The sequence below is a fragment of the Pseudomonas sp. LBUM1657 genome, assembly GCF_059716075.1.
Genome location: NZ_CP166799.1, coordinates 1,215,007 through 1,235,132 on the forward strand (window position 1 = coordinate 1,215,007; position 20,126 = coordinate 1,235,132).

General features: G+C 59.6%; 18 protein-coding genes. 3 read left to right on the forward strand and 15 right to left on the reverse strand.

Annotated elements, in window-relative coordinates:
• Positions 1 to 68 precede the first annotated feature (68 nt).
• From aauR to ACA055_RS05460, 7 genes are all read right to left on the reverse strand, one after another.
• Positions 69 to 1,397, reverse strand: coding sequence for a two-component response regulator AauR (gene aauR, locus ACA055_RS05430; RefSeq protein ID WP_497682701.1), 1,329 nt, complete (start codon positions 1,395 to 1,397; stop codon positions 69 to 71).
• A complete protein-coding gene (gene aauS, locus ACA055_RS05435; protein WP_497682702.1) occupies positions 1,394 to 3,295 on the reverse strand; it encodes a two-component sensor histidine kinase AauS in 1,902 nt (633 codons plus the stop codon). The genes aauR and aauS overlap by 4 nt, the downstream gene beginning before the upstream one ends.
• Positions 3,296 to 3,457: 162 nt before the next feature.
• Positions 3,458 to 4,192, reverse strand: coding sequence for an amino acid ABC transporter ATP-binding protein (locus ACA055_RS05440; protein WP_497682703.1), 735 nt, complete (start codon positions 4,190 to 4,192; stop codon positions 3,458 to 3,460).
• Positions 4,189 to 4,860: an amino acid ABC transporter permease gene (locus ACA055_RS05445; protein ID WP_149419884.1), complete on the reverse strand. Its 672-nt coding sequence runs from the start codon at positions 4,858 to 4,860 to the stop codon at positions 4,189 to 4,191. The genes ACA055_RS05440 and ACA055_RS05445 overlap by 4 nt, the downstream gene beginning before the upstream one ends.
• Complete coding sequence (locus ACA055_RS05450; RefSeq protein WP_497682704.1) at positions 4,860 to 5,606, reverse strand: amino acid ABC transporter permease; 747 nt, start codon at positions 5,604 to 5,606, stop codon at positions 4,860 to 4,862. The genes ACA055_RS05445 and ACA055_RS05450 overlap by 1 nt, the downstream gene beginning before the upstream one ends.
• 193 nt (positions 5,607 to 5,799) lie before the next feature.
• Positions 5,800 to 6,714, reverse strand: a complete 915-nt coding sequence (locus ACA055_RS05455) for a glutamate/aspartate ABC transporter substrate-binding protein (protein WP_497682705.1) — start codon at positions 6,712 to 6,714, stop codon at positions 5,800 to 5,802.
• Between the two features lie 277 nt (positions 6,715 to 6,991).
• On the reverse strand, positions 6,992 to 8,617 hold the full coding sequence (locus ACA055_RS05460; RefSeq protein ID WP_497682706.1) for a glucan biosynthesis protein D: 1,626 nt from the start codon (positions 8,615 to 8,617) through the stop codon (positions 6,992 to 6,994).
• Positions 8,618 to 9,034: 417 nt separating this feature from the next.
• Here ACA055_RS05460 and ACA055_RS05465 point away from each other — a divergent pair, with 417 nt between their 5' ends.
• Together ACA055_RS05465 and ACA055_RS05470 are read left to right on the forward strand one after the other, a co-directional pair.
• Entirely contained in the window at positions 9,035 to 9,220 is a 186-nt protein-coding gene (locus ACA055_RS05465; protein ID WP_497682707.1) for a hypothetical protein, read from the forward strand.
• 98 nt (positions 9,221 to 9,318) lie between these two features.
• Positions 9,319 to 9,480 (forward strand): hypothetical protein, encoded by a 162-nt coding sequence (locus ACA055_RS05470; RefSeq protein WP_497682708.1) that lies wholly within the window; start codon positions 9,319 to 9,321, stop codon positions 9,478 to 9,480.
• Between the two features lie 95 nt (positions 9,481 to 9,575).
• On the opposite strand, the gene ACA055_RS05475 is transcribed toward ACA055_RS05470, so the two are convergent.
• From ACA055_RS05475 to ACA055_RS05510, 8 genes are all read right to left on the reverse strand, one after another.
• Positions 9,576 to 10,061 (reverse strand): BRO-N domain-containing protein, encoded by a 486-nt coding sequence (locus ACA055_RS05475; RefSeq protein WP_497682709.1) that lies wholly within the window; start codon positions 10,059 to 10,061, stop codon positions 9,576 to 9,578.
• A 617-nt stretch (positions 10,062 to 10,678) separates the two neighbouring features.
• Positions 10,679 to 12,103 (reverse strand): gamma-aminobutyraldehyde dehydrogenase, encoded by a 1,425-nt coding sequence (locus tag ACA055_RS05480; protein WP_497682710.1) that lies wholly within the window; start codon positions 12,101 to 12,103, stop codon positions 10,679 to 10,681.
• 188 nt (positions 12,104 to 12,291) lie between these two features.
• The gene (locus ACA055_RS05485; RefSeq protein WP_497682711.1) at positions 12,292 to 13,119 is read right to left on the reverse strand and encodes an ABC transporter permease; all 828 of its coding nucleotides are present in this window, start codon (positions 13,117 to 13,119) and stop codon (positions 12,292 to 12,294) included.
• On the reverse strand, positions 13,109 to 14,056 hold the full coding sequence (locus ACA055_RS05490) for an ABC transporter permease (RefSeq protein ID WP_497682712.1): 948 nt from the start codon (positions 14,054 to 14,056) through the stop codon (positions 13,109 to 13,111). The genes ACA055_RS05485 and ACA055_RS05490 overlap by 11 nt, the downstream gene beginning before the upstream one ends.
• A 1-nt stretch (position 14,057) precedes the next feature.
• Positions 14,058 to 15,095 carry an ABC transporter ATP-binding protein gene (locus tag ACA055_RS05495; RefSeq protein ID WP_497682713.1) on the reverse strand — a complete coding sequence of 346 codons (1,038 nt, stop codon included), beginning with the start codon at positions 15,093 to 15,095 and terminating at the stop codon, positions 14,058 to 14,060.
• Positions 15,096 to 15,326: 231 nt separating this feature from the next.
• A complete protein-coding gene (gene ydcS, locus ACA055_RS05500) occupies positions 15,327 to 16,478 on the reverse strand; it encodes a putative ABC transporter substrate-binding protein YdcS (protein WP_497682714.1) in 1,152 nt (383 codons plus the stop codon).
• Positions 16,479 to 16,561: 83 nt separating this feature from the next.
• Positions 16,562 to 18,019, reverse strand: coding sequence for a gamma-aminobutyraldehyde dehydrogenase (locus ACA055_RS05505; protein ID WP_497684362.1), 1,458 nt, complete (start codon positions 18,017 to 18,019; stop codon positions 16,562 to 16,564).
• A 129-nt stretch (positions 18,020 to 18,148) separates the two neighbouring features.
• Positions 18,149 to 19,063 carry a LysR family transcriptional regulator gene (locus ACA055_RS05510; protein WP_192228470.1) on the reverse strand — a complete coding sequence of 305 codons (915 nt, stop codon included), beginning with the start codon at positions 19,061 to 19,063 and terminating at the stop codon, positions 18,149 to 18,151.
• A 194-nt stretch (positions 19,064 to 19,257) separates the two neighbouring features.
• Between ACA055_RS05510 and ACA055_RS05515 the strand changes: the two genes are divergently transcribed.
• A complete protein-coding gene (locus tag ACA055_RS05515) occupies positions 19,258 to 19,980 on the forward strand; it encodes a tellurite resistance TerB family protein (protein ID WP_497682715.1) in 723 nt (240 codons plus the stop codon).
• The last annotated feature ends 146 nt before the right edge of the window (positions 19,981 to 20,126 follow it).

Genomic DNA, 20,126 nt, shown 5'->3' on the forward strand with positions numbered 1-20,126 from the left:
CACCGCTTTCGCGAGCAAGCCCGCTCCCACAAGGAATTGAGCCCAAGGCGCTTTGAGCATCAGATCAATTAATGGCTCAGCCCGTACTTCTTCACTTTGTCGAACAGCGTGGTCTTGGCCATGCCCAGTTCCTGACTGGCCTGGGTCAGGTTGCCGCCGCTGCGCTGCAAGGCATCGCTGAGCAGGTTGCGTTCGAAGGCTTCCACCGCTTCGGCGAAGGCCAGGCCCTGGTTGCTGCCAGTGGCGCCGGTTTTCTTGAAGGCTGGTAAGCCAAGGGCAAAACGTTCGGCCACGTTGCGCAGTTCCCGCACGTTGCCCGGCCAGTCGTGGCTCATCAGAGTCGACAGGGTCTGGTTGTCCAGCTCCGGCACCGCGCGGTCGAAGCGCAGGGATGACTGCTGCAAAAAGTGTTCGAACAGCTGCAGGATGTCTTCGCGCCGCTCGCGCAGTGGCGGCAGTTCCAGGGTTACCACGTTGAGGCGGTAATACAGGTCGCTGCGGAATTCACCGGCCTTGCTCGACTCATCCAGGTCGGATTTGGTCGCCGCAATCACCCGGCAATCCACCGCCACGCTCTGATTCGAACCGAGGCGTTCGAGGGTGCGTTCCTGCAACACCCGCAGCAGTTTGATCTGCAACGGCAACGGCATACTTTCCACTTCGTCGAGGAACAGCGTGCCGCCGTCGGCGTGTTCGATCTTGCCGATCCGCCGTTTGCCGGCGCCGGTGAAGGCGTTGGCCTCGTGACCGAAGATTTCGCTTTCGAACAGATTCTCCGGCAGGCCGCCGCAGTTCAGCGCGACGAACTGTTTGGTGTGCCGGCGGCTGAAGTCATGCAGGCACCGAGCGACCAGCTCTTTACCCGTGCCGGTTTCACCTTCGATCAGCACGTTGGCTGAGGTATCGGCGACGTTGGCAATCAATTCCCGCAGGTTCTGCATGGCCGGCGAGCGGCCGATGATCCGGCCTTCCAAGGAATCCCGCTCTGCCAATTGCCGACGCAATGACGAGACTTCCCGGGCCAGGCTGCGTTGCTCCAGCGCGCGGCGGGCAACATCCACGAGGCGTTCGGGGGAGAAGGGTTTCTCCATGAAATCGTAGGCGCCTTTCTGCATCGCACCGACAGCCATGGAGATGTCGCCGTGACCGGTAATCAGCACCACCGGCAGGCTGCGATCGCGGGCCTTGAGCCGGGTCAGCAGTTCCAGGCCATCGATGCCGGGCAGGCGAATGTCGCTGATGACGATCCCGGCAAAGTTGTCGCCGACCCGTTCCAGCGCTTCTTCGGCGCTGCCCACGCCGACGCAGGGAATGTCTTCCAGGGTCAGCGCCTGTTGGCAGCCGAGCAGTACATGGGGGTCGTCTTCGACGATCAGCACACTAAGGTCGTTGTTCATATTGGCTCGGCGGAAGTGAGGCTTACCAACGGTAAACTGAGGACGAAGGTGGTACCACCGCTGGCCGGGTGTTCGACACCCAGATGCCCGCCGGTGGCGGCGGCAAGGCTTGCTGACAGGGTCAGGCCGAGGCCCAGGCCCTGTTCGCCGGGTTTGGTGGTGAAGAACGGTTCGAACAGATGCTTGCGCGCTTCGGCGTCGATGCCGTGGCCGTTGTCGCGAACCCGAAGGCGATATTTGCCATCGAACACTTCGCCTTCAAGCCACAACTCCGGAAGCGGTTGCGCCTGCATCGCATCGAGGGCGTTGCCGACCAGGTTGACCAGAATCTGCTCCAGTCGGGTCTGGTCGATCATCACCTGCACATCGGCGAAATCGCGATGCAGTTGCAAATGCACGCTGTCCATTCGGCTGCTCAGCAGTTGCAACGCGGCGTCCACGGCTTTGCTGAGGCTGGCCTGGCCTTTGTCATCGCCGCGGCGCGCGAACGAGCGCAGGCTCGCGGTGATCCGGCCCATGCGGTCGATCAGTTCGTTAATGGTCTTGAGGTTGGTGCTGGCCACGTCCAGTTGCCCGCGCTCAAGAAAGCGCACGGTGTTGCCGGACAACGTCCGCAGCGCCGCCAGTGGCTGGTTCAATTCGTGGGCGATGCTGGTGGACATCTGGCCGATGGCGGCGAGTTTGCCGGCCTGCACCAGTTCATCCTGGGCCCGGCGCAACGTCTCTTCGGCGTGGCGGCGTTCGCGGATCTGGCCCTTGAGCCGTTCGTTGCTGGCGCGCAGGTCGGTGGTGCGTTCGGTAATCCGACGCTCCAGTTGATTGTTGGCTTCCTGCAGGGCTTCCCGGGCGGCGAGGCGGGTGGCGATCACCTTGCGCCGCTCGTTCCAGGCGATCAGCAGGAACGCCACCAGCGCAAACGCCACCGCCACCAGAATCCCCTGGTTGATCGCTTCGCGGCGCAAATCCTGCAGAGGCGTGAGCAGGGTGAAATTCCACGGGGTGTCGCTCAGCGGGCGGGTTTGTGAGAGGTAGCTGATGTCTTCTTCATCGGACTCCACCTCGCTGTTGGCGGGGAAGGTGAGTTTTTCCTCGCCTTCAGCCAGTTTCTCCCGGGCCAGCGGTTGCAGTTCATTCAGCGGGAACCAGTAGTACTGGAGGCTGCGGGCGAGTTTTTCCTTGGTCTCGTCGCTTAGCGGCACCACCGACTTCAGCCGTCGCGCCGGATCGCTGGAGAGAATGATGATGCCGTTTTCGTCGCTGACAAAGGCTTCCAGACGCGCCCGCTGCCAGCGTTCTTCCATGGCTTCAAGACGTACCTTGACCACCGCGACGCCGATAATCTTGCCGTGTTCTTCCAGGCCGTGGGCCAGGTAGTAACCGGGTTCGCCGCTGGTGCTGCCGATGCCATAGAAACGCCCCGGCTGACCGCGGACGGCATTCTGGAAATAGGCACGGAAGGACAAGTCTTCACCGAGGTAACTGTCGACATCGCGCCAGTTGCTGGTGGCCATGACACGGCCGGTGGTGTCCATCACGTAGATGGCCCGACTGCGGCTGCGCCGGTTCAGGCCTTCGAGGTATTCATTGACCGTTTGCCGGTATTCCGGCGACGGGTCGGCCAACAGCTTTGAAACGCTGGATTCGAGTTCCAGCAGGCTGGGCAGGTAGGTGTACTTGCTGATCTCGCTCTCGACGGCCCGGGCGTGCAGTTCCAACTGACGTTGGCCGTTCTCGCTGAGATTGCGGATGCCGTAGTGTTCACTGACCCAGAAGCCGAGGTAACCCAATCCGACCATCAAGGCGATGACCAGCGGCGGCAGGAACAGGTGGCGAATCAGACGGGGTTTCACGGCGAGTGATGGCGGCGCGGCGCGATAGAGAGTGGGGTCGCATTTCATCACAGATGCCTTGGGTCAACCACAACACTTACCTACAAGCCACCACCAACCTGATGGGGGAGCGGGCTTGCTCGCGAAGACGGCGGCACATTCAGCATTAATATGACTGACACACCGCATTCGCGAGCAAGCCCGCTCCCACATTGGGGAGCGGTGCCTTTCTTAGTGCTGCAGAATCTTGTTGAGGAAGTGCTGTGTACGCTCGGCGCGGTGGCTGATGTCGCCGAAGAAATCCTCTTTCTTGCAGTCTTCGATGATCTTGCCCTGGTCCATGAAGATCACGCGGTCGGCCACTTTGCGGGCAAAGCCCATTTCGTGGGTCACGCACATCATGGTCATGCCTTCGTGGGCCAGTTGCACCATCACGTCCAGCACTTCGTTGACCATTTCCGGGTCCAGCGCCGAGGTCGGTTCGTCAAACAGCATGACGATCGGGTCCATCGCCAGCGCACGGGCAATCGCCACGCGCTGCTGCTGACCACCGGAGAGCTGCCCCGGATGCTTTTTGGCGTGGGCCGAAAGACCGACGCGTTCGAGCAGTTGCAGGGCTTTTTTGCCGGCTTCTTCCTTGCTCCGACCCAGCACCTTGATCTGTGCGATGGTCAGGTTATCCATGATGCTCAGGTGCGGGAACAGCTCGAAATGCTGGAACACCATGCCAACGCGCGAACGCAGTTTCGGCAGGTCGGTTTTCGGGTCGGCGATGGATGTGCCATCGACCACCACGTCGCCTTTCTGGAACGGTTCCAGGGCATTGACGCACTTGATCAAGGTGGATTTGCCGGAACCGGACGGCCCGCACACCACGATCACCTCGCCTTTTTTGACCTCGGTGCTGCAATCAGTCAGTACCTGGAAGTCCCCATACCACTTGTTGACGTTCTTGATAGAGATCATACGGCGAACCTTTTTTGCAGACGCTTGACCAGCTGCGAGGCGGCAAAGCTGATGATGAAGTATGTGAAACCGGCAAAGATCAGGAACTCATTGGAGCGGCCGATGATGTCGCCACTGGCGCGCGAAGCATTGAGGAAATCCACCAGGCCGACCGCATAGACCAGCGAGGTGTCCTGAAACAGGATGATGCTCTGTTGCAACAGCAGCGGGGTCATCTTGCGGAACGCTTGCGGCAGGATGATCAAGCGCATCATCTGGCCGTAGTTCATGCCCAGGGCCTGGGCTGCACCCATCTGGCCCTTGGGAATCGACTGCACGCCGGCCCGGACGATTTCGCAGAAGTACGCCGCTTCGAACATCATGAACGCCACGATGCACGAGGCGAATGCGCCGATCGGGGTGTCTTCGCCGGTGATCCAGCGCAGCACGAACGGCACCGCCAGGTAGAACCAGGTGATGACCAGCAGCAGCGGGATCGAACGGAAGTAGTTAACGTAGGCGCCGGCAATGTTCGACAGCAGTTTGCTGTGGGACAAGCGCATCAGCGCGAGGATCGTGCCAAGGATGATCCCGCCGATCACGCCCAGCGCCATCAGTTGCAGGGTCATGACCATGCCGTTCCACAAACCCGGCAGGGACGGGATGATGCCCGAGAAGTCGAATTCCATCATTTACCCCCTACGGAGATCAGGCCCGGTACGGCAACTTTCTTCTCGACGCCGCGCATCAGCAGCATCAGGCCCATGTTCAGGGTGAAGTAGATCAGCGTCGCCAGGGTGAACGCTTCGAACAAGTTGGCGGAGAACTCGGCGGTTTGTTTAGTCTGCGCGAGCAGCTCCATCAGACCGATCAGCGACGCCACGGACGAGTTCTTGAACACGTTCAAGAATTCCGAGGTGAGCGGCGGAATGATGATCCGGTAGGCCTGGGGCAGCAGCACGTTCCAGTAGACCTGCGGCAGTTTGAAACCCATGGCGCGAGCGGCGGCTTCCTGGCCGCGAGGCAGCGCCTGGATACCGGTGCGCACTTGCTCGCAAACCCGCGCGGCAGTGAACAGACCCAGGCACACGACGACACTCAGGAAAGCCGAAGTGGTCGGGTTCAGGTCCTGCTTGTACCACTCTTGCAGGTTTGCCGGCAGCAGGTCGGGTACCAGGAAGTACCAGATGAACAGTTGAACCAGCAGCGGCACGTTACGAAAGAGTTCGACGTAGCAGGTCGCGATGCCCGATACGATGCGGTTCGGCACGGTGCGCATGACGCCCAGAATCGAACCCAGCAGCAAGGCAATGATCCAGGCAGCGACGGCGATGGCGATGGTCCAGCCCAAACCGGAGACGTACCAGTCGAAATAAACTTCGCTGCCCACGCCGGTGGACTTGAAGAACACGCCCCAGTCCCAGTTGTAATTCATTAGGGTCTCCCCTCAGATCGTTCGATGTACAAATGCCCGCCTGGGGAAACTCCGTTCCCGCCCCGACCTTGAGAGTCAGGCACACACGAGCGGCTCGATAGCCACCGGTTCGAGTGTTTCCAAAAATGCCAGCAGGGAGTGACAACCTCCTGAAAGGGCAGAGGCCCTCTCAGGAGATAAGGTTAGTCAGAAATCAGGATTTCTTTTCGTCAGCCGCTTTGTCGGTCGGATTGGCGATCAGCTTCTTGAGCTCTTCGCTCATAGGGAAGTTCAGGTTCAGGCCCTTAGGCGGGATTGGCTGCATGAACCATTTTTCGTAGATCTTGTTGATCTCGCCCGACTTGTAGGTCGCCACGATGGCATCGTCGACTGCCTTCTTGAACGGCTCGTCACCCTTACGAACCATGCAGCCGTAGATTTCGTAGGACTGTGGAGTACCGGTCACGGCCCAGTCATCCGCCTTCTTGGCTTTGGCGGCTTCACCGGCCAGCAGGGCGTCATCCATCATGAACGCAACAGCGCGGCCCGATTCCAGCATCTGGAAGGATTCACCGTGGTCTTTGGCGGAGATGACGTTCATGCCCATCTGCTTGTCGGCGTTCATCGATTTGATGATGCGCTCGGACGTAGTGCCGGCGGTGGTCACGACGTTCTTGCCTTTGAGGTCGTCGAAATCCTTGTACGCGGAGTCTTTCTTGGACAGCAGGCGGGTACCGATTTCGAAGATGCCGACGGAGAAGGCAACTTGTTGCTGACGCTCGACGTTGTTGGTGGTGGAACCGCACTCGACGTCCACGGTGCCGTTTTGCACCAGAGGGATACGGGTTTGCGAAGTCACCAGGTTGTATTTGATCTGGAGATTCGGCATGTCCAGGTCTTTCTTGATGGCTTCGACGATTTTCAGCTGGATATCGTGGGAGTAGCCGATCGGTTTGCCGGAAGCATCCGCGATATAGGAAAACGGAATGGAAGCGTCACGATGCCCGAGGGTGATCACACCGGACTCTTTGATCTTCTTCAGTGTGCCGGTGAGCTCGGCTGCGAAAACTGGAGTGCTAATCAGAGCGGCAGCAATGGCTGCGCCCAGGAGATGGGGAACGATGCGCATCAAATTTTCCTCGACATTGTTTTTTTTATGGAGCCAGTTCATCGGCCCTTTTGTGCTTCGAATGTCTGCCGGCTCCTGAAGGGTTGGCGCAACAAAGCATTCGTTCAAGAGTGTAGAGCATGACTCGTGCCAGGCCAGACGAAATAGGTCAAATGCTTGATTTGTAAGGGGATTAAAAATTTATGGCGGAGATTTTTAGGCGGGATGATCCGGTTAACCGAACCGACCGGCAGGTCGCGTTCGGAAAACCGAATGAAATGTCGAGGCTTGGCGAAGCTTAGGGGTATTTGCGCTTGTCCGGCGCCGGTGGGAAATACTGGTACAACCAGGTTTCGCTCAACGTCCGGTCATTGGTGCGGATGAACAGCCGCAGTTCCACGGGCGCTACGCTGTCATTGGTGGGGTACCAGTCGAATGTGATGCGGTAGCCCTTGATGTCATCGAGCACCAACACGTTGAAATCCTTGACCTCGCCGTTCGAGCACGTGACCACCGGCTCGATCCCCGTGCCTTCTGGCAAGCGGTCCAGACCACCCCCGGTAAAGTCCACGGCGAAGCGACGTGCCCAGACTGGCGGATAATGCTCGCCCGGCGCCCAGCCTTCGATGAAGCCGCCCATACCCGACCGAGTCGCGTTGACCCGTGCCAGTGGCGTGCTGACCGGCGGCAGAGCGCTCCAGTAGAGCTTGTAGCCGTAGTTCAGCGAATCACCGGCCGCGACCGGTTTTTTCGGCGTCCAGAAGGCGACGATGTTATCGAGGGTTTCACCGGTCGTAGGAATTTCCAACAAATCGATAGAGCCTTCGCCCCACGCGGTTGTAGGTTCTACCCACAGGCTCGGACGCTTGCTGTACCAGTCGACGGTGTCCTGATAGCTGGCGAACTCGTGATCCGTTTGCACCAGGCCGAAACCTTTCGGGTCCGAGTCGGCGAAGGCGTTGAACTGCAGGGTGGCTGGGTTGTTCAGCGGACGGCAGATCCATTCGCCATTGCCGCGCCACATGGCCAGGCGGTCGGAGTCATGGATTTGCGGGTGAATGGTGTCGCACATGCGCCGCTCATGGGTGCCGCAGCTGAACATGCTGGTCATCGGCGCGATGCCCAGTTGTTCGATGGCGGTGCGCGCATTGATGTGCGCGTCGATGGCCATGACCACCTGACTGGCCTGGCAGTCGATGTCGAAACGGTAAGCGCCGGTGGCACTTGGCGAGTCCAGCAGGGCGTAGACCACGAAGCGGGTGCTGTCCTTGTCCGGTGTCTCGAACCAGAACTTGGTGAAGTCCGGGAATTCCTCACGCTTCTTGGCGTAGGTATCGATCGCCAGACCACGCGCCGACAGGCCGTACTGGCCGGAGGCATCTACCGCACGGAAATAGCTGGCGCCGAGGAAGGACAACACGTCGTGCCGGTCCAGCTCCGGAGCCTTGAACAGCTTGAATCCGGAGAAGCCCAGATCGCCGGTGAGCTGCTTGGTGTCGACCGTGGTTTTTTCATAGTTGAACAGGGAAGGGCGGAAATGCACCTCCCGCGAAAGACGCGTCTTGGGATCGACGCTGTACATGCGCACCGGCTGCTTGAAACCCATGCCGACATGGAAGAACTGCACGTCCAGCTGACCATTCAACTCCTTCCACAACGAATGATTGCCGTCGTAGCGGATCGCATTGAAGTTCTGCGGCGTCATGGTGGCCAGCGTCGGCGGCAACACCTGCTTGGTGTCTTGATAACGACTGCCGGCGAGCTGCTTGGCCTGGATCTTCAGGGCTTCGAAATCGAAGGCTTGAGCCTCGCCATCCGCTGCGCCACTGCCCGCCCAGGCACGAGCGGCCAAGAGGCCAGTAGCCGATAGACCGGTATAGGCCGCGATGGCCATGGACGCTTTGAGCAAATTCCTGCGATGCATAAGTACAACCTGTCGTGAACAATCCCGCGCCGTTCCTGGCACGTGCTGGATCAGAAATATCGGTTCGGACATGCCTTCGGCCAAACGCAACGGACTTTAAACAGATGCCAAATAGCTTAAACCGTTCGGTTACAGAGAAAAAATGATTGATGGCATAGCAATAGCGCAGCAATGAAACAAGAAATGTCAGGCAAGTTTTCCGACAGCACTTTCTGATTTATAGGGCATTTCTGCTTTTTTCGACTAATTACTCTAAAAACCGCTTTTCAGCGCCCGATAAATTTCTATTCTATGGACATGACCGGTTTCGCGGCCCTTCAGGCCGGTGGGTTCAGCGCGCACCAAGCGACGACTGAAAGTGTAGTAGGGCGATGCGGTTTTCTGCAGTTTTCTTTGACGTATAGAAGGACATCGTCCATGTCGAAAGTACAAGGCATCACCGAACTGTTGGGGATTTTTCCATTCCTGGCCACGGCGCGGCGCAGGCGTCGGCTCAATTCGGAGGAAATGAAACTGGTGGAGCGCTATCGGGAGTTGTCGGAGAGTGACCGGATAGCGATGCGGTATCTGGTGGATGCGATGAGGAGTGTTTCGCGGTTTTGAAGAGGAGGGGATTTGGCCGTGACGATGTGTTGCGGTCGGGTCCTATAGAGCGGGAAGAATCCGGCTACGACAGCGGCGGGGCAAATTCAGGAATTATCATGTCTACAATCATGAGCAACGAGGAAGACATCACGATTCCGGAGCCAAAAGACAAGTCTTTCAAGACTGGCGCTCCCGATCAGTTCGAAGCCGCGCGAGGCAAAGCGGATATCAAATGGCGCCCCCATGAATTGATGACGCTGCTGCGAGGTGAGGATTGAAGTTTTGGAAGGTTAAACGCGGAAGTTTTTTAGGGGCTGATTAACCAACGGGGCGGACTATAAAGTCCGCCCCTTTTCGTTTATTCACCCTACCTTCAACTGCAAGTGCCCACGATGGTGAACGGCCGATGTGCCAGCATCAGATCAGGCATATCCCGCCACTTGATCCAGGCCTGATGCTGCCAGTGCAGCAGCGGAACCGAGATGCCGGCCCATTGCAGCGAACTCAGGCTGGGAGTGTTATCCACAGATGTCGCTTTCGAAGCACGCAGCGTAGGTATGACTTCGTTGCTCAGCCACTGGCGCAGGTTTCGGTTTTCCGGCACGAAATGGTGAACGAGAAGGGCGTACATCCCTGACTCGCTGACCATCATTGATTCGACTGTTCTACCGTCCTTGAGCAACCAGACATTGCGACGCTGATCGGGGTCGAGCTTCAGGGTTAGCCGTTCATTCAGTGATCTGCCCATCAAGCGACCGAGGTCCTGGGCACAGAACCAGGCTTGATTGTCCTGAATGAAGGCGTGGAGGAAGCGGTTGTGGCGGGTGAAGACGGTTGGGGTGAAGTGAGGATGCGTCATGGCCTGCCTCCGAGAAGACGGCTTGAAGAGTTACTGAATGAATTTTGAGCGTGCGAATGCATGAAGGTAACTTCCGTTTTGATAGGGAAAGTCGCCACCAGCCCTTCGATAGGTTGGGTGGCGAACCGAGTGGCGTTCGAAGTCGGGACACTTCCAGTCAAAACGGAAGCCGAAAGGCCCGCGCCACACGGCCCGCCATAAAGCAGAACTAATGGCAAAAAAAGCCACAGTTCTATGGGGGCACGTAAGCACCGTTCTGACATTTCCCGGCTTCGACTCCGGATCGCTGATTTTGGCAGCGACGAGGTGAAGCCTATCGTTCAGGCGCTCGCGGCGCCAAGTCTACTCTGGCGACGCTTGTTGTAGGAATCGGTGCCTTCTCCGGAAGGCTCTATCTGTAGGATTTTCCTGTTTTTGCAATGGGTGCAGAGAAGCGGCACCTGAGGCGCAGTTTTGCCTTTATTTATTCGAATCCAAGGAATGGTTTCTTGGGGATGGAGCCTGGTGGTACGTGTTGCCGCTTTCTTCCTTGATTTCGCAGTGACGCCATTCGCGAGCAAGCCCGCTCCCACAGGGGAATGCGGTCACCTGTGGAAGCGGGCTTGCTCGCGAAGCTTTTAGTGCTTGAACATCACATGCCGCACCACGGTGTAGTCCTCCAGCCCGTACATCGACATGTCCTTGCCATACCCGGACAGTTTCTGACCGCCATGGGGCATTTCGCTGACCAGCATGAAGTGCGTGTTCACCCAGGTGCAGCCGTACTGCAACCGCGCCGACAGGCGATGGGCGCGGCCGACATCCGAGGTCCACACCGACGACGCCAGGCCATAGTTTGAATCGTTGGCCCAACCCAGCACTTGCGCTTCGTCGGTGAATTTGGTCACTGACACCACCGGCCCGAACACTTCGCGACGGACGATCTCGTCATCCTGTTGCGCGTCCGCCAGCACCGTCGGTTCGAAGAAGAAACCATTGCCGTCCACCGCCTTGCCGCCAGTGATCAAGCGAATGTGCGGCTGTGCCACGGCGCGTTCGACAAACCCGGCCACGCGGTCGCGATGCTGCGCGGTGATCAGCGGCCCGAGTTCGGTCGCTGGATCATCCTGCAACCCGTACTTGATGCTGCTGACCGCTGCGCCGAGCTTCTCGACAAATTTTTCGTAGATACCGTCCTGAGCATAGATGCGGCAGGCGGCGGTGCAGTCTTGCCCTGCGTTGTAGAAACCGAAGGTGCGGATGCCGTCCACCGCGGCGTCGATATCCGCGTCGTCGAAGATGATCACCGGCGCCTTGCCGCCCAACTCCATGTGCATGCGTTTGACGCTGTCGGCGGTGCTGGAAATGATGTTTGCGCCAGTGGCGATCGAACCGGTCAGCGACACCATGCGCACTTTCGGGTGGGTGACCAGCGGGCTGCCGACCGTAGGCCCCCGACCGAACACCAGGTTGAGCACGCCGGCCGGGAAGATTTCCGACGCCAGTTCGGCCAGGCGCAGCGCGGTCAGCGGGGTTTGTTCCGACGGCTTGAGCACCACGGTATTACCCGCGGCCAGGGCCGGGGCGATTTTCCAGGCGACCATCATCAGCGGGTAGTTCCACGGCGCGATGGAGGCGATCACGCCCACCGGGTCGCGGCGGATCATCGAGGTATGGCCCGGCAGGTATTCACCGCCCGCCGAACCGCTCATGCAACGGCTGGCGCCGGCGAAGAAGCGGAACACGTCGGCAATCGCCGGAATCTCGTCGTTCAGCGCGGCGCTGTAGGGTTTGCCGCAGTTGTCCGATTCCAGTTTGGCCAGCTCTTCGCCATGGGCTTCGATGGCGTCGGCGAGTTTGAGCAGCAGCAGCGAGCGTTCTTTTGGCGTCGTTTGCGACCAGCCTTCGAAGGCACTGTCGGCGGCGCGCACGGCGGCGTCGACCTGGGCTTCACTGGCTTCGTTGATTTCCACTAGCACCCGACCGAGGGCCGGGTTGAACACCGGTTGGGCGGGGCCGTCGCCGTCGATCAGTTGGCCGTTGATCAAGAGTTTGGTCTGCATTGTTTTGTCCTCTTCGAAGCTATTGTTCTTCTATGGAAACCGGGCCCTTGTGGGAGCGGGCTTGCTCGCGAAAGCGGTGTGTCAGCCAACACAAATGTTGAATGTGATCGCCTCTTCGCGAGCAAGTCGAATCGTCGCACCGCCGCTCCCACATTGATTCGGTTTCTGCAGTGGTAATGAGTTGTCCGTTACTTCCCACCACTCCCCGCAACACTTTCACCGCCACGGGTCAGGTAATAGGCGCCAAGGATCGGCAGCATGGTCACGATCATCACCAGCATCGCGACGACGTTGGTCACCGGCACGTCCCGTGGGCGGCTGAGCTGGTTGAGCAGCCACAGCGGCAAGGTGCGTTCATGGCCGGCGGTGAAGGTGGTAACGATGATTTCGTCGAACGACAGCGCAAACGCCAGCATGCCGCCGGCCAGCAACGCTGAGCCAAGGTTGGGCAGGATGATGTAGCGGAAGGTCTGCCAACCGTCGGCGCCGAGGTCCATCGACGCTTCGATCAAACTGTGCGAGGTGCGGCGCAGACGGGCGATGACGTTGTTGTAGACGATCACCACACAGAAGGTCGCGTGGCCGACGATGATGGTGAACATCCCCGGCTCGATCCCCAGCGTCTTGAAGGTCGCCAGCAGCGCGATGCCGGTGATGATCCCCGGCAACGCGATCGGCAGGATCAGCATCAGCGAGATGCCTTGCTTGCCGAAGAAATCCCGCCGGTACAACGCCGCCGAAGCGAGCGTACCCAACACCATGGCAATCAAGGTGGCGATGGAAGCGATCTGCAACGATAGTTTGATCGACTCCAGCACGTCCGGCCGCGAGAACGCCACGCCGATCCACTTCAGGGTGAAGCCCTTGGGCGGGAAGCTGAACGCTGCGTCTTCGGTGTTGAAGGCGTACAGGAAGATGATCAGGATCGGGAAGTGCAAAAATACCAACCCGCCCCAGGCTGCGATGCGCAGACCCAGTGAAGCTTGCTCTCCCTGCTTTTCTGATTTAGAGCGCATCGAAGGCCCCCAGTCGTTTGACGATGGACAGGTAGATGGCAATCAGCACGATCGGCACCAGCGTGAAGGCTGCCGCCATCGGCATGTTGCCGATCGCGCCTTGCTGGGCATACACCATGCTGCCGACGAAGTACCCCGGCGGGCCCACCAGTTGCGGGACGATGAAGTCACCGAGGGTCAGCGAAAACGTGAAGATCGATCCGGCGGCAATCCCCGGAATCGACAGCGGCAGAATCACCTGCATGAAGGTCTGGCGCGGCTTGGCGCCAAGGTCGGCAGAGGCTTGCAGCAAGGATGGCGGCAAGCGTTCCAAAGAAGCCTGAATCGGCAGGATCATGAACGGCAGCCAGATGTAGACGAACACCATGAAGCGCCCCAGGTTCGAGGTCGACAAGGTGCTGCCACCGACGCCCGGAATGCCCAGCACAAACTGCAACACCGGCTCCAGCCCCAGGTGCTGAACGAACCACTGCGCCACGCCACCCTTGGCCAGCAGCAACGTCCAGGCGTAGGCCTTGACGATGTAACTGGCCCACATCGGCATCATCACCGCGATGTAGAAAAACGCCTTGGTCTTGCCGCTGGTGTAGCGCGCCATGTAGTAGGCGATCGGGAACGCGACGATGGCGCTGGCGATCGACACGAAAATCGCCATGCTCAGGGTGCGCAGGATGATGTCGAAGTTCGATGGCTGGAACAGCGCTGCGAAGTTCGCCAGGGTCAGGTCGGGCGTGACCGCCATGGTGAAGTCATCGAAGGTGTAGAAGCCTTGCCACAGCAAAACCAGCAGCGAGCCGAGGTAAATCGCGCCGAACCACAGCAGCGGCGGCACCAGCAGCATCGACAGGTACAGGTTCGGCCGGCGATACAACAGGTTGGAAAACCTGCGCAACGGCGAGCCGCTGGCCGGGGTTTGAGGGATAGCCACGGTGGTCATTTCACACCCCACCGACAACGTTGTCGTGCAGTGGAATCATTGCTTCCCGTGCCCAGCGCGCGCTGATGCGCTGCCCGGTCTGGTGCCGGGCGCTGACGTCCAGCCACTGGACATTGGCCTGGCTGATGTTCAGGATCTGGCCGTTTTCCAGTTTGAGTTCGTAGCGGGTGGCGCTGCCCTGGTACTGGATGTCGTGCAGCAAACCGCTGACTTCGATCTCGTGACTGGCCAGTGGACCTTCAGCGAAACGAACGTGTTCGGGGCGAATTGAAAACGGCTGTGGATTGCCGCTCAACTGCTTCGCCAGGTCACCGCGGATCACGTTGGAAGTGCCGACGAATTCAGCGACGAACGTGGTCGCCGGTTTCATGTAGAGGTTGCGTGGTGTGTCGACCTGTTCGATGCGACCCTTGTTGAACACGGCCACGCGGTCGGACATCGACAAGGCTTCGGTCTGGTCGTGGGTGACGAAGATGAAGGTGATGTCGAGTTGGCGTTGCAGCTTCTTCAGCTCGCTCTGCATTTGCTCGCGCAGCTTCAAATCCAGAGCGCCCAGGGGTTCGTCGAGCAGCAGCACGCGAGGGCGATTGACCAGCGCGCGGGCCAGGGCCACACGCTGGCGCTGACCGCCGGAGAGTTGCACCGGCTTGCGTTCGCCGTAGCCGCCAAGGGCAACCATATCGAGAGCTTCTTCGGCGCGCTTCTGGCGTTCGGCCTTGCCGACGCCTTTGACCTTCAAGCCGTACGCGACGTTGTCGAGTACGTTCATGTGCGGGAACAGTGCGTAATCCTGGAATACGGTGTTTACGTCACGCTGATACGGCGGCACCCCGGCGGCTTCCTGGCCATGAATCCGGATTGAGCCTGCACTCGGTTGTTCAAAACCGGCGATCAGGCGCAGACAGGTGGTTTTGCCCGAGCCGGAAGGGCCCAGCATGGAGAAGAACTCGCCGTCCTGTATGTCGATGGAAACCCGGTCAACGGCCTTTACCTCGCCGAACTGACGGGAAACGTTGGTGAACTGGACTGCAAGCGTCATGGTGCGGTGCTCCGAAAAAGCGAGGGCCGTCGCAGCGGCCCTGCCTGGACTTCTGAAAAAGCGGGGTATCGGTTATCTGTAAAGTCGAACTCGGCAGCGGCAACAAAGATGGCCCAATGTGGGAGCTGGCTTGCCTGCGATAGCGGAATGTCAGACACCCTCTCTGCCAACTAACACACCGCTATCGCGGGCAAGCCCGGCTCCCACAAGGGATCTGCGCTACTTCACAGACTAGCGACCGCCCATAATCGCGATGTAGTCCTGAGTCCAGCGGCTGTACGGCACGAACTTGCCGCCTTCGGCCTGCGGGGTTTTCCAGAAGGCGATCTTCTCGAACTGGTCGAAACCGTTGGTTTTGCAGCCCTCGGCACCCAGCAATTCGCTTTCCTTGCACCCTGCAGGAACCGCCGGCAGCGAACCGAACCATGCCGCCAGGTCACCTTGGACTTTCGGTTGCAACGACCAATCCATCCACTTGTAGGCACAGTTGGGGTGCTTGGCTTCGGCGTGCAGCATGGTGGTGTCGGCCCAACCGGTGGCGCCTTCTTTCGGGATGGTCGAAGCGATCGGCTGCTTCTCGTTCATCAAGCCGTTGACCTGATACGGCCAAGCTCCGGACGCAACCACGCCTTCGTTTTTGAAGTCACTCATCTGCACGGTGGTGTCGTGCCAGTAGCGGTGGATCAAGGGCTGCTGGGCGCGTAATAGATCGAGCACAGCCTTGTACTGGGCTTCGTTGAGTTGATACGGATCTTTGATCCCGAGTTCAGGCTTGGTCGTTTTCAGGTACAGCGCCGCGTCGGCAATGTAGATCGGGCCGTCATAGGCCTGCACGCGACCTTTGTTCGGCTTGCCATCCGGCAGGTTCTGCGCATCGAACAGCACGCCCCAACTGGTTGGCGCGGTTTTGAATACGTTGGTGTTGTACATCAGCACGTTTGGGCCCCACTGATACGGGGTGCCGTAGGTCTGGTTGTTGACCACGTACCACGGCGCGTCTTTCAGGCGTGGGTCAATGTTCTTCCAGTTCGGGATCAACGCGGTGTTGATCGGTTGCACACGCTTGCCGACGATCAGTCGCAGGGAGGCGTCGCCGGACGCGGTCACCAAGTCGTAACCGCCCTTGGACATCAGGCTGACCATCTCATCGGAAGTGGCGGCAGTCTTGACGTTGACCTTGCAGCCCGTTTCCTTTTCGAAGCCGGTGACCCAGTCGTAGGCCTTGTCGGTCTCGCCACGTTCGATGTAACCAGGCCAGGCGACGATATCCAGCTGACCCTCACCGGCACCGACAGCTTTCAGCGGTTCGGCGGCCTGGATACTGGCACTGGCCAGCAGTGCGGTGGTGATTGCACTGAGCAGTGCGGTCTTGTGCACGAACATGGGGTTTCCCTCTTTTTTAAATTATGGTCGGGGCAGTTGTGAACGTGGTGAAGCATGCCGTTAGCGGCTTGTTATTAGCTTAGTCAGAGATGTTGTCCGTGGCGGGCCATGATGTGCCGCACCACGCTGTAGTCCTGCAGCGAGTCGCTGGACAAGTCTTTGCCGTAGCCCGAGCGTTTCAGCCCCCCGTGGGGCATTTCGCTGACCAGCATGAAATGGCTGTTGATCCAGGTGCAGCCGTACTGCAACCGCGCCGCCACCTGCATCGCCTTATCAAGGTTTTGGGTCCAGACCGAAGAGGCAAGGCCGTATTCCGAATCGTTGGCCCAGTCCACCGCTTGTTCGAGCTCGTTGAAACGGGTCACGGTGACCACCGGCCCGAACACTTCACGCTGGACGATCTCATCGCTCTGCTTGCAACCGGCCAGCAACGTCGGCTGGTAATAGAAGCCGGCGCCGGAATGCACCGCTGCGCCGGTCACACGCTCGATGTGCGGTTGGCCGAGTGCGCGCTCGACAAAACTGGCCACGCGGTCGCGCTGGCGGGTGCTGATCAGCGGGCCGATTTCGTTGTCGGCGTCACGCTTGCCGGCAAAGCGCAGGCTGCTCACCGCCGCGCCGAGTTCTGCCACCAACCTGTCGTGAATCCCGGCCTGTGCATAAATCCGGCAGGCAGCGGTGCAGTCCTGCCCGGCGTTGTAGTAACCGTAAGTGCGCACGCCTTCGACCACGGCCTGAATGTCCGCATCGTTGCAGACGATCACCGGGGCCTTGCCGCCGAGTTCGAGGTGGGTGCGTTTAAGGGTTTTCGCCGCGGCCTGAAGGATTTTCTGCCCGGTGACGATATCGCCGGTCAACGACACCATGCGCACTTTCGGGTGGCTGACCAAATGGCTGCCGACGCCTTCACCGCCGCCGCAAATGATGTTGATCACCCCGCGCGGCAGGATCTCGGCCAGCGCTGGCGCCAGCGCCAGAATTGACAGCGGCGTGTGTTCCGACGGCTTGAACACCAACGTGTTGCCAGCGGCCAGGGCCGGGGCGATTTTCCAGGCGGCCATCATGATCGGGTAGTTCCACGGCGCAATTGACGCCACCACGCCAATCGGATCGCGGCGCACCATGCTGGTGTAGCCCGGCAGGTATTCGCCGCTGAGCTGGCCGGTCTGGCAACGCACGGCGCCGGCGAAGAAACGGAATACATCGACAGTGGCGCTCAAGTCGTCCTGACGCGCCAGGTGCAAGGGCTTGCCGCAGTTCAGGGATTCGAGACGAGCGAGCAGGTCGGCGTTTTTTTCGATGGCGTTGGCGATGTCCAGCAGCAGGTTTGAGCGTTGTTGCGGTGTGGTCCGTGACCAACTGGCAAATGCGCGGTGGGCGGCGAGGATCGCGGCTTCGACTTGTTCGGTGCTGGCTTCGGCGATGTGCGTCAGGACTTCCCCGGTGGCCGGGTTGAGAATCGGTTCGACAAAGCCCTGGCCAGCGACCAGTTCACCATCGATCAGCAGGGCGGTGAACAACGGGGTCTGCGCGCCAGCCATTTTTCGGGTTCTCTTTTCTTGTGTGGCCATGGTGCTCCCTGTGACTGGGGCCGGCCGTCTTATAGATGGAGCAAGACTAGTGCGCGGACCCGAGGTCGACAAATACTAAATACTGAAGGTGGCATTCGATTAAATAGATGGCTTGCGCCCGCCGTGGGGTTGCTCGCGGGCGACGGTCAGGAACGGGTCGACCAGCGCCGGCCGCGCAGTGCCACGGCGCCAGGCCAGGCCGACGTCGAGGGTCTGGCTCAAGTCGGCAATCGGCCGGGCCTCGATGATGTCGCCCTCCAGGGACCACGGGCGATACGTCATGTCTGGCTGAATCGACACGCCCAATCCTGCGGCCACCAGGCTTCGCACCGCTTCGGTGGAGGCCGTTTTTAAGGTGATGCGCGGTTGCAGGGATGCAGCCGACCACATGCGCTGGGCGTTGCGGTCCATTTCATCGACGTTCAGTTGAATCAGCGGCTCACGGGCCACATCGGCAAGGTTGATGCTGTCGTGCTCCAGCAACGGGTGTTGAGCCGGCAGCCATAGGCGATGGGGCGAATGGGTCAGCACCTCGGTCTGCAAGGCGTGACGGTCTTCCAGGTTGGAGAGGATCAGCACGCCGACATCGATTTCGCCGCTGACCAACAGATGCTCGATGTAGGGGCGCTCGTCTTCCATCACTCGGATTTCGACGTTCGGGTAGGCACGCTGGAAACGGGTGAGCAAATCTGCGAGGTAATAGCCGGCCACCAGGCTGGTCACGCCGATGATCAACTGCCCGGCCACCTGATCGGTGCTCTGTTGCAGGCTGCGTTTGGCGTTGTCCACGGTGGCCAGAATCAGGTGCGCCTGGCGCAGGAATTGGTGCCCCTGATGGGTCAGGGTCATACCCTTGGCGTGGCGGTTGAATAGACCGACACCGATTTCCTGCTCCAGTTGCTGGATGGCCAGTGTCAGTGTCGATTGAGAAATGAATGCTGTTTGCGCGGCGGCGGAGATCGAGCCGGTCTCGGCCACGGCAATGAAATGACGGATTTGACGCAAAGTCATCATGGGAATTACCCGGTGGGCGGTTTTTATCGATTTATTCGAGTCTATATCGTTTTAATCGATGGCCCAGTCTGATCCTGTGGTGCCGCGCAAGCGCTGAGCAACATCTGGAAGCACACTCGGTGACAGCCTCGCGGCACTTCGCACTAGGCTGGAGGCCTTAATGATCCGGTTAACCCCATTTTTGGAGGTGAAAAATGAACACCCGTGGATTGCTCGATCAGTTACTCAAATCCGGCCAGGACATGTTGCAGAACAAGGCCGGCGGGGCTCAAAACAAGGCGTCTGGCGGTGGCTTGGGCGGATTGCTCGGCGGCGCGGGTGGTTCGGGCGGCCTCGGCAGCCTGCTCTCGGGCGCGGGTGGCGGTGCTTTGGCAGCCGGTGCGATGGGCCTGTTGCTGGGCAGCAAAAAGGGTCGCAATGTCGGCGGTAAGGTCCTGACCTACGGCGGCCTCGCCGCGTTGGGCGTGATTGCCTACAAGGCTTATGGCAATTGGCAGGCCCAGCAGGGCACTGCGCCGAAGACTGAACCACAAACTGTTGATCGCTTGCCGCCAGCGCAAGTTGAACAGCACAGCCAGGCGATTCTCAAGGCGCTGGTAGCGGCGGCCAAGGCTGATGGTCATGTCGACGAGCGCGAACGTCAGCTGATCGAAGGTGAATTCACCAAACTCGACAACGATCAGGAACTGCAACACTGGCTCCACGCCGAGCTCAACAAACCCCTGGACCCGACCGATGTCGCCCGCGCCGCCAGCACGCCGGAAATGGCCGCTGAAATGTACATCGCCAGCGTGATGCTGGTGGACGAGGAGAACTTCATGGAGAAGTCCTACCTCGATGAATTGGCGCGCCAGCTCAAGCTTGAGCCGGGGTTGAAGGCCGAGTTGGAAAAACAGGTGCGTCAGGCTTCGGTGTAAGCCTTTAAACCGCTTTCGCGAGCAAGCCCGCTCCCACAGTAAATCTTGCGAACACAGAATTTGTGTACGACGCAGATCAAATGTGGGAGCGGGCTTGCTCGCGAAGGCGTCTTCAGCACCGCTGCATGCTCTCAAGAAAGCTCAAA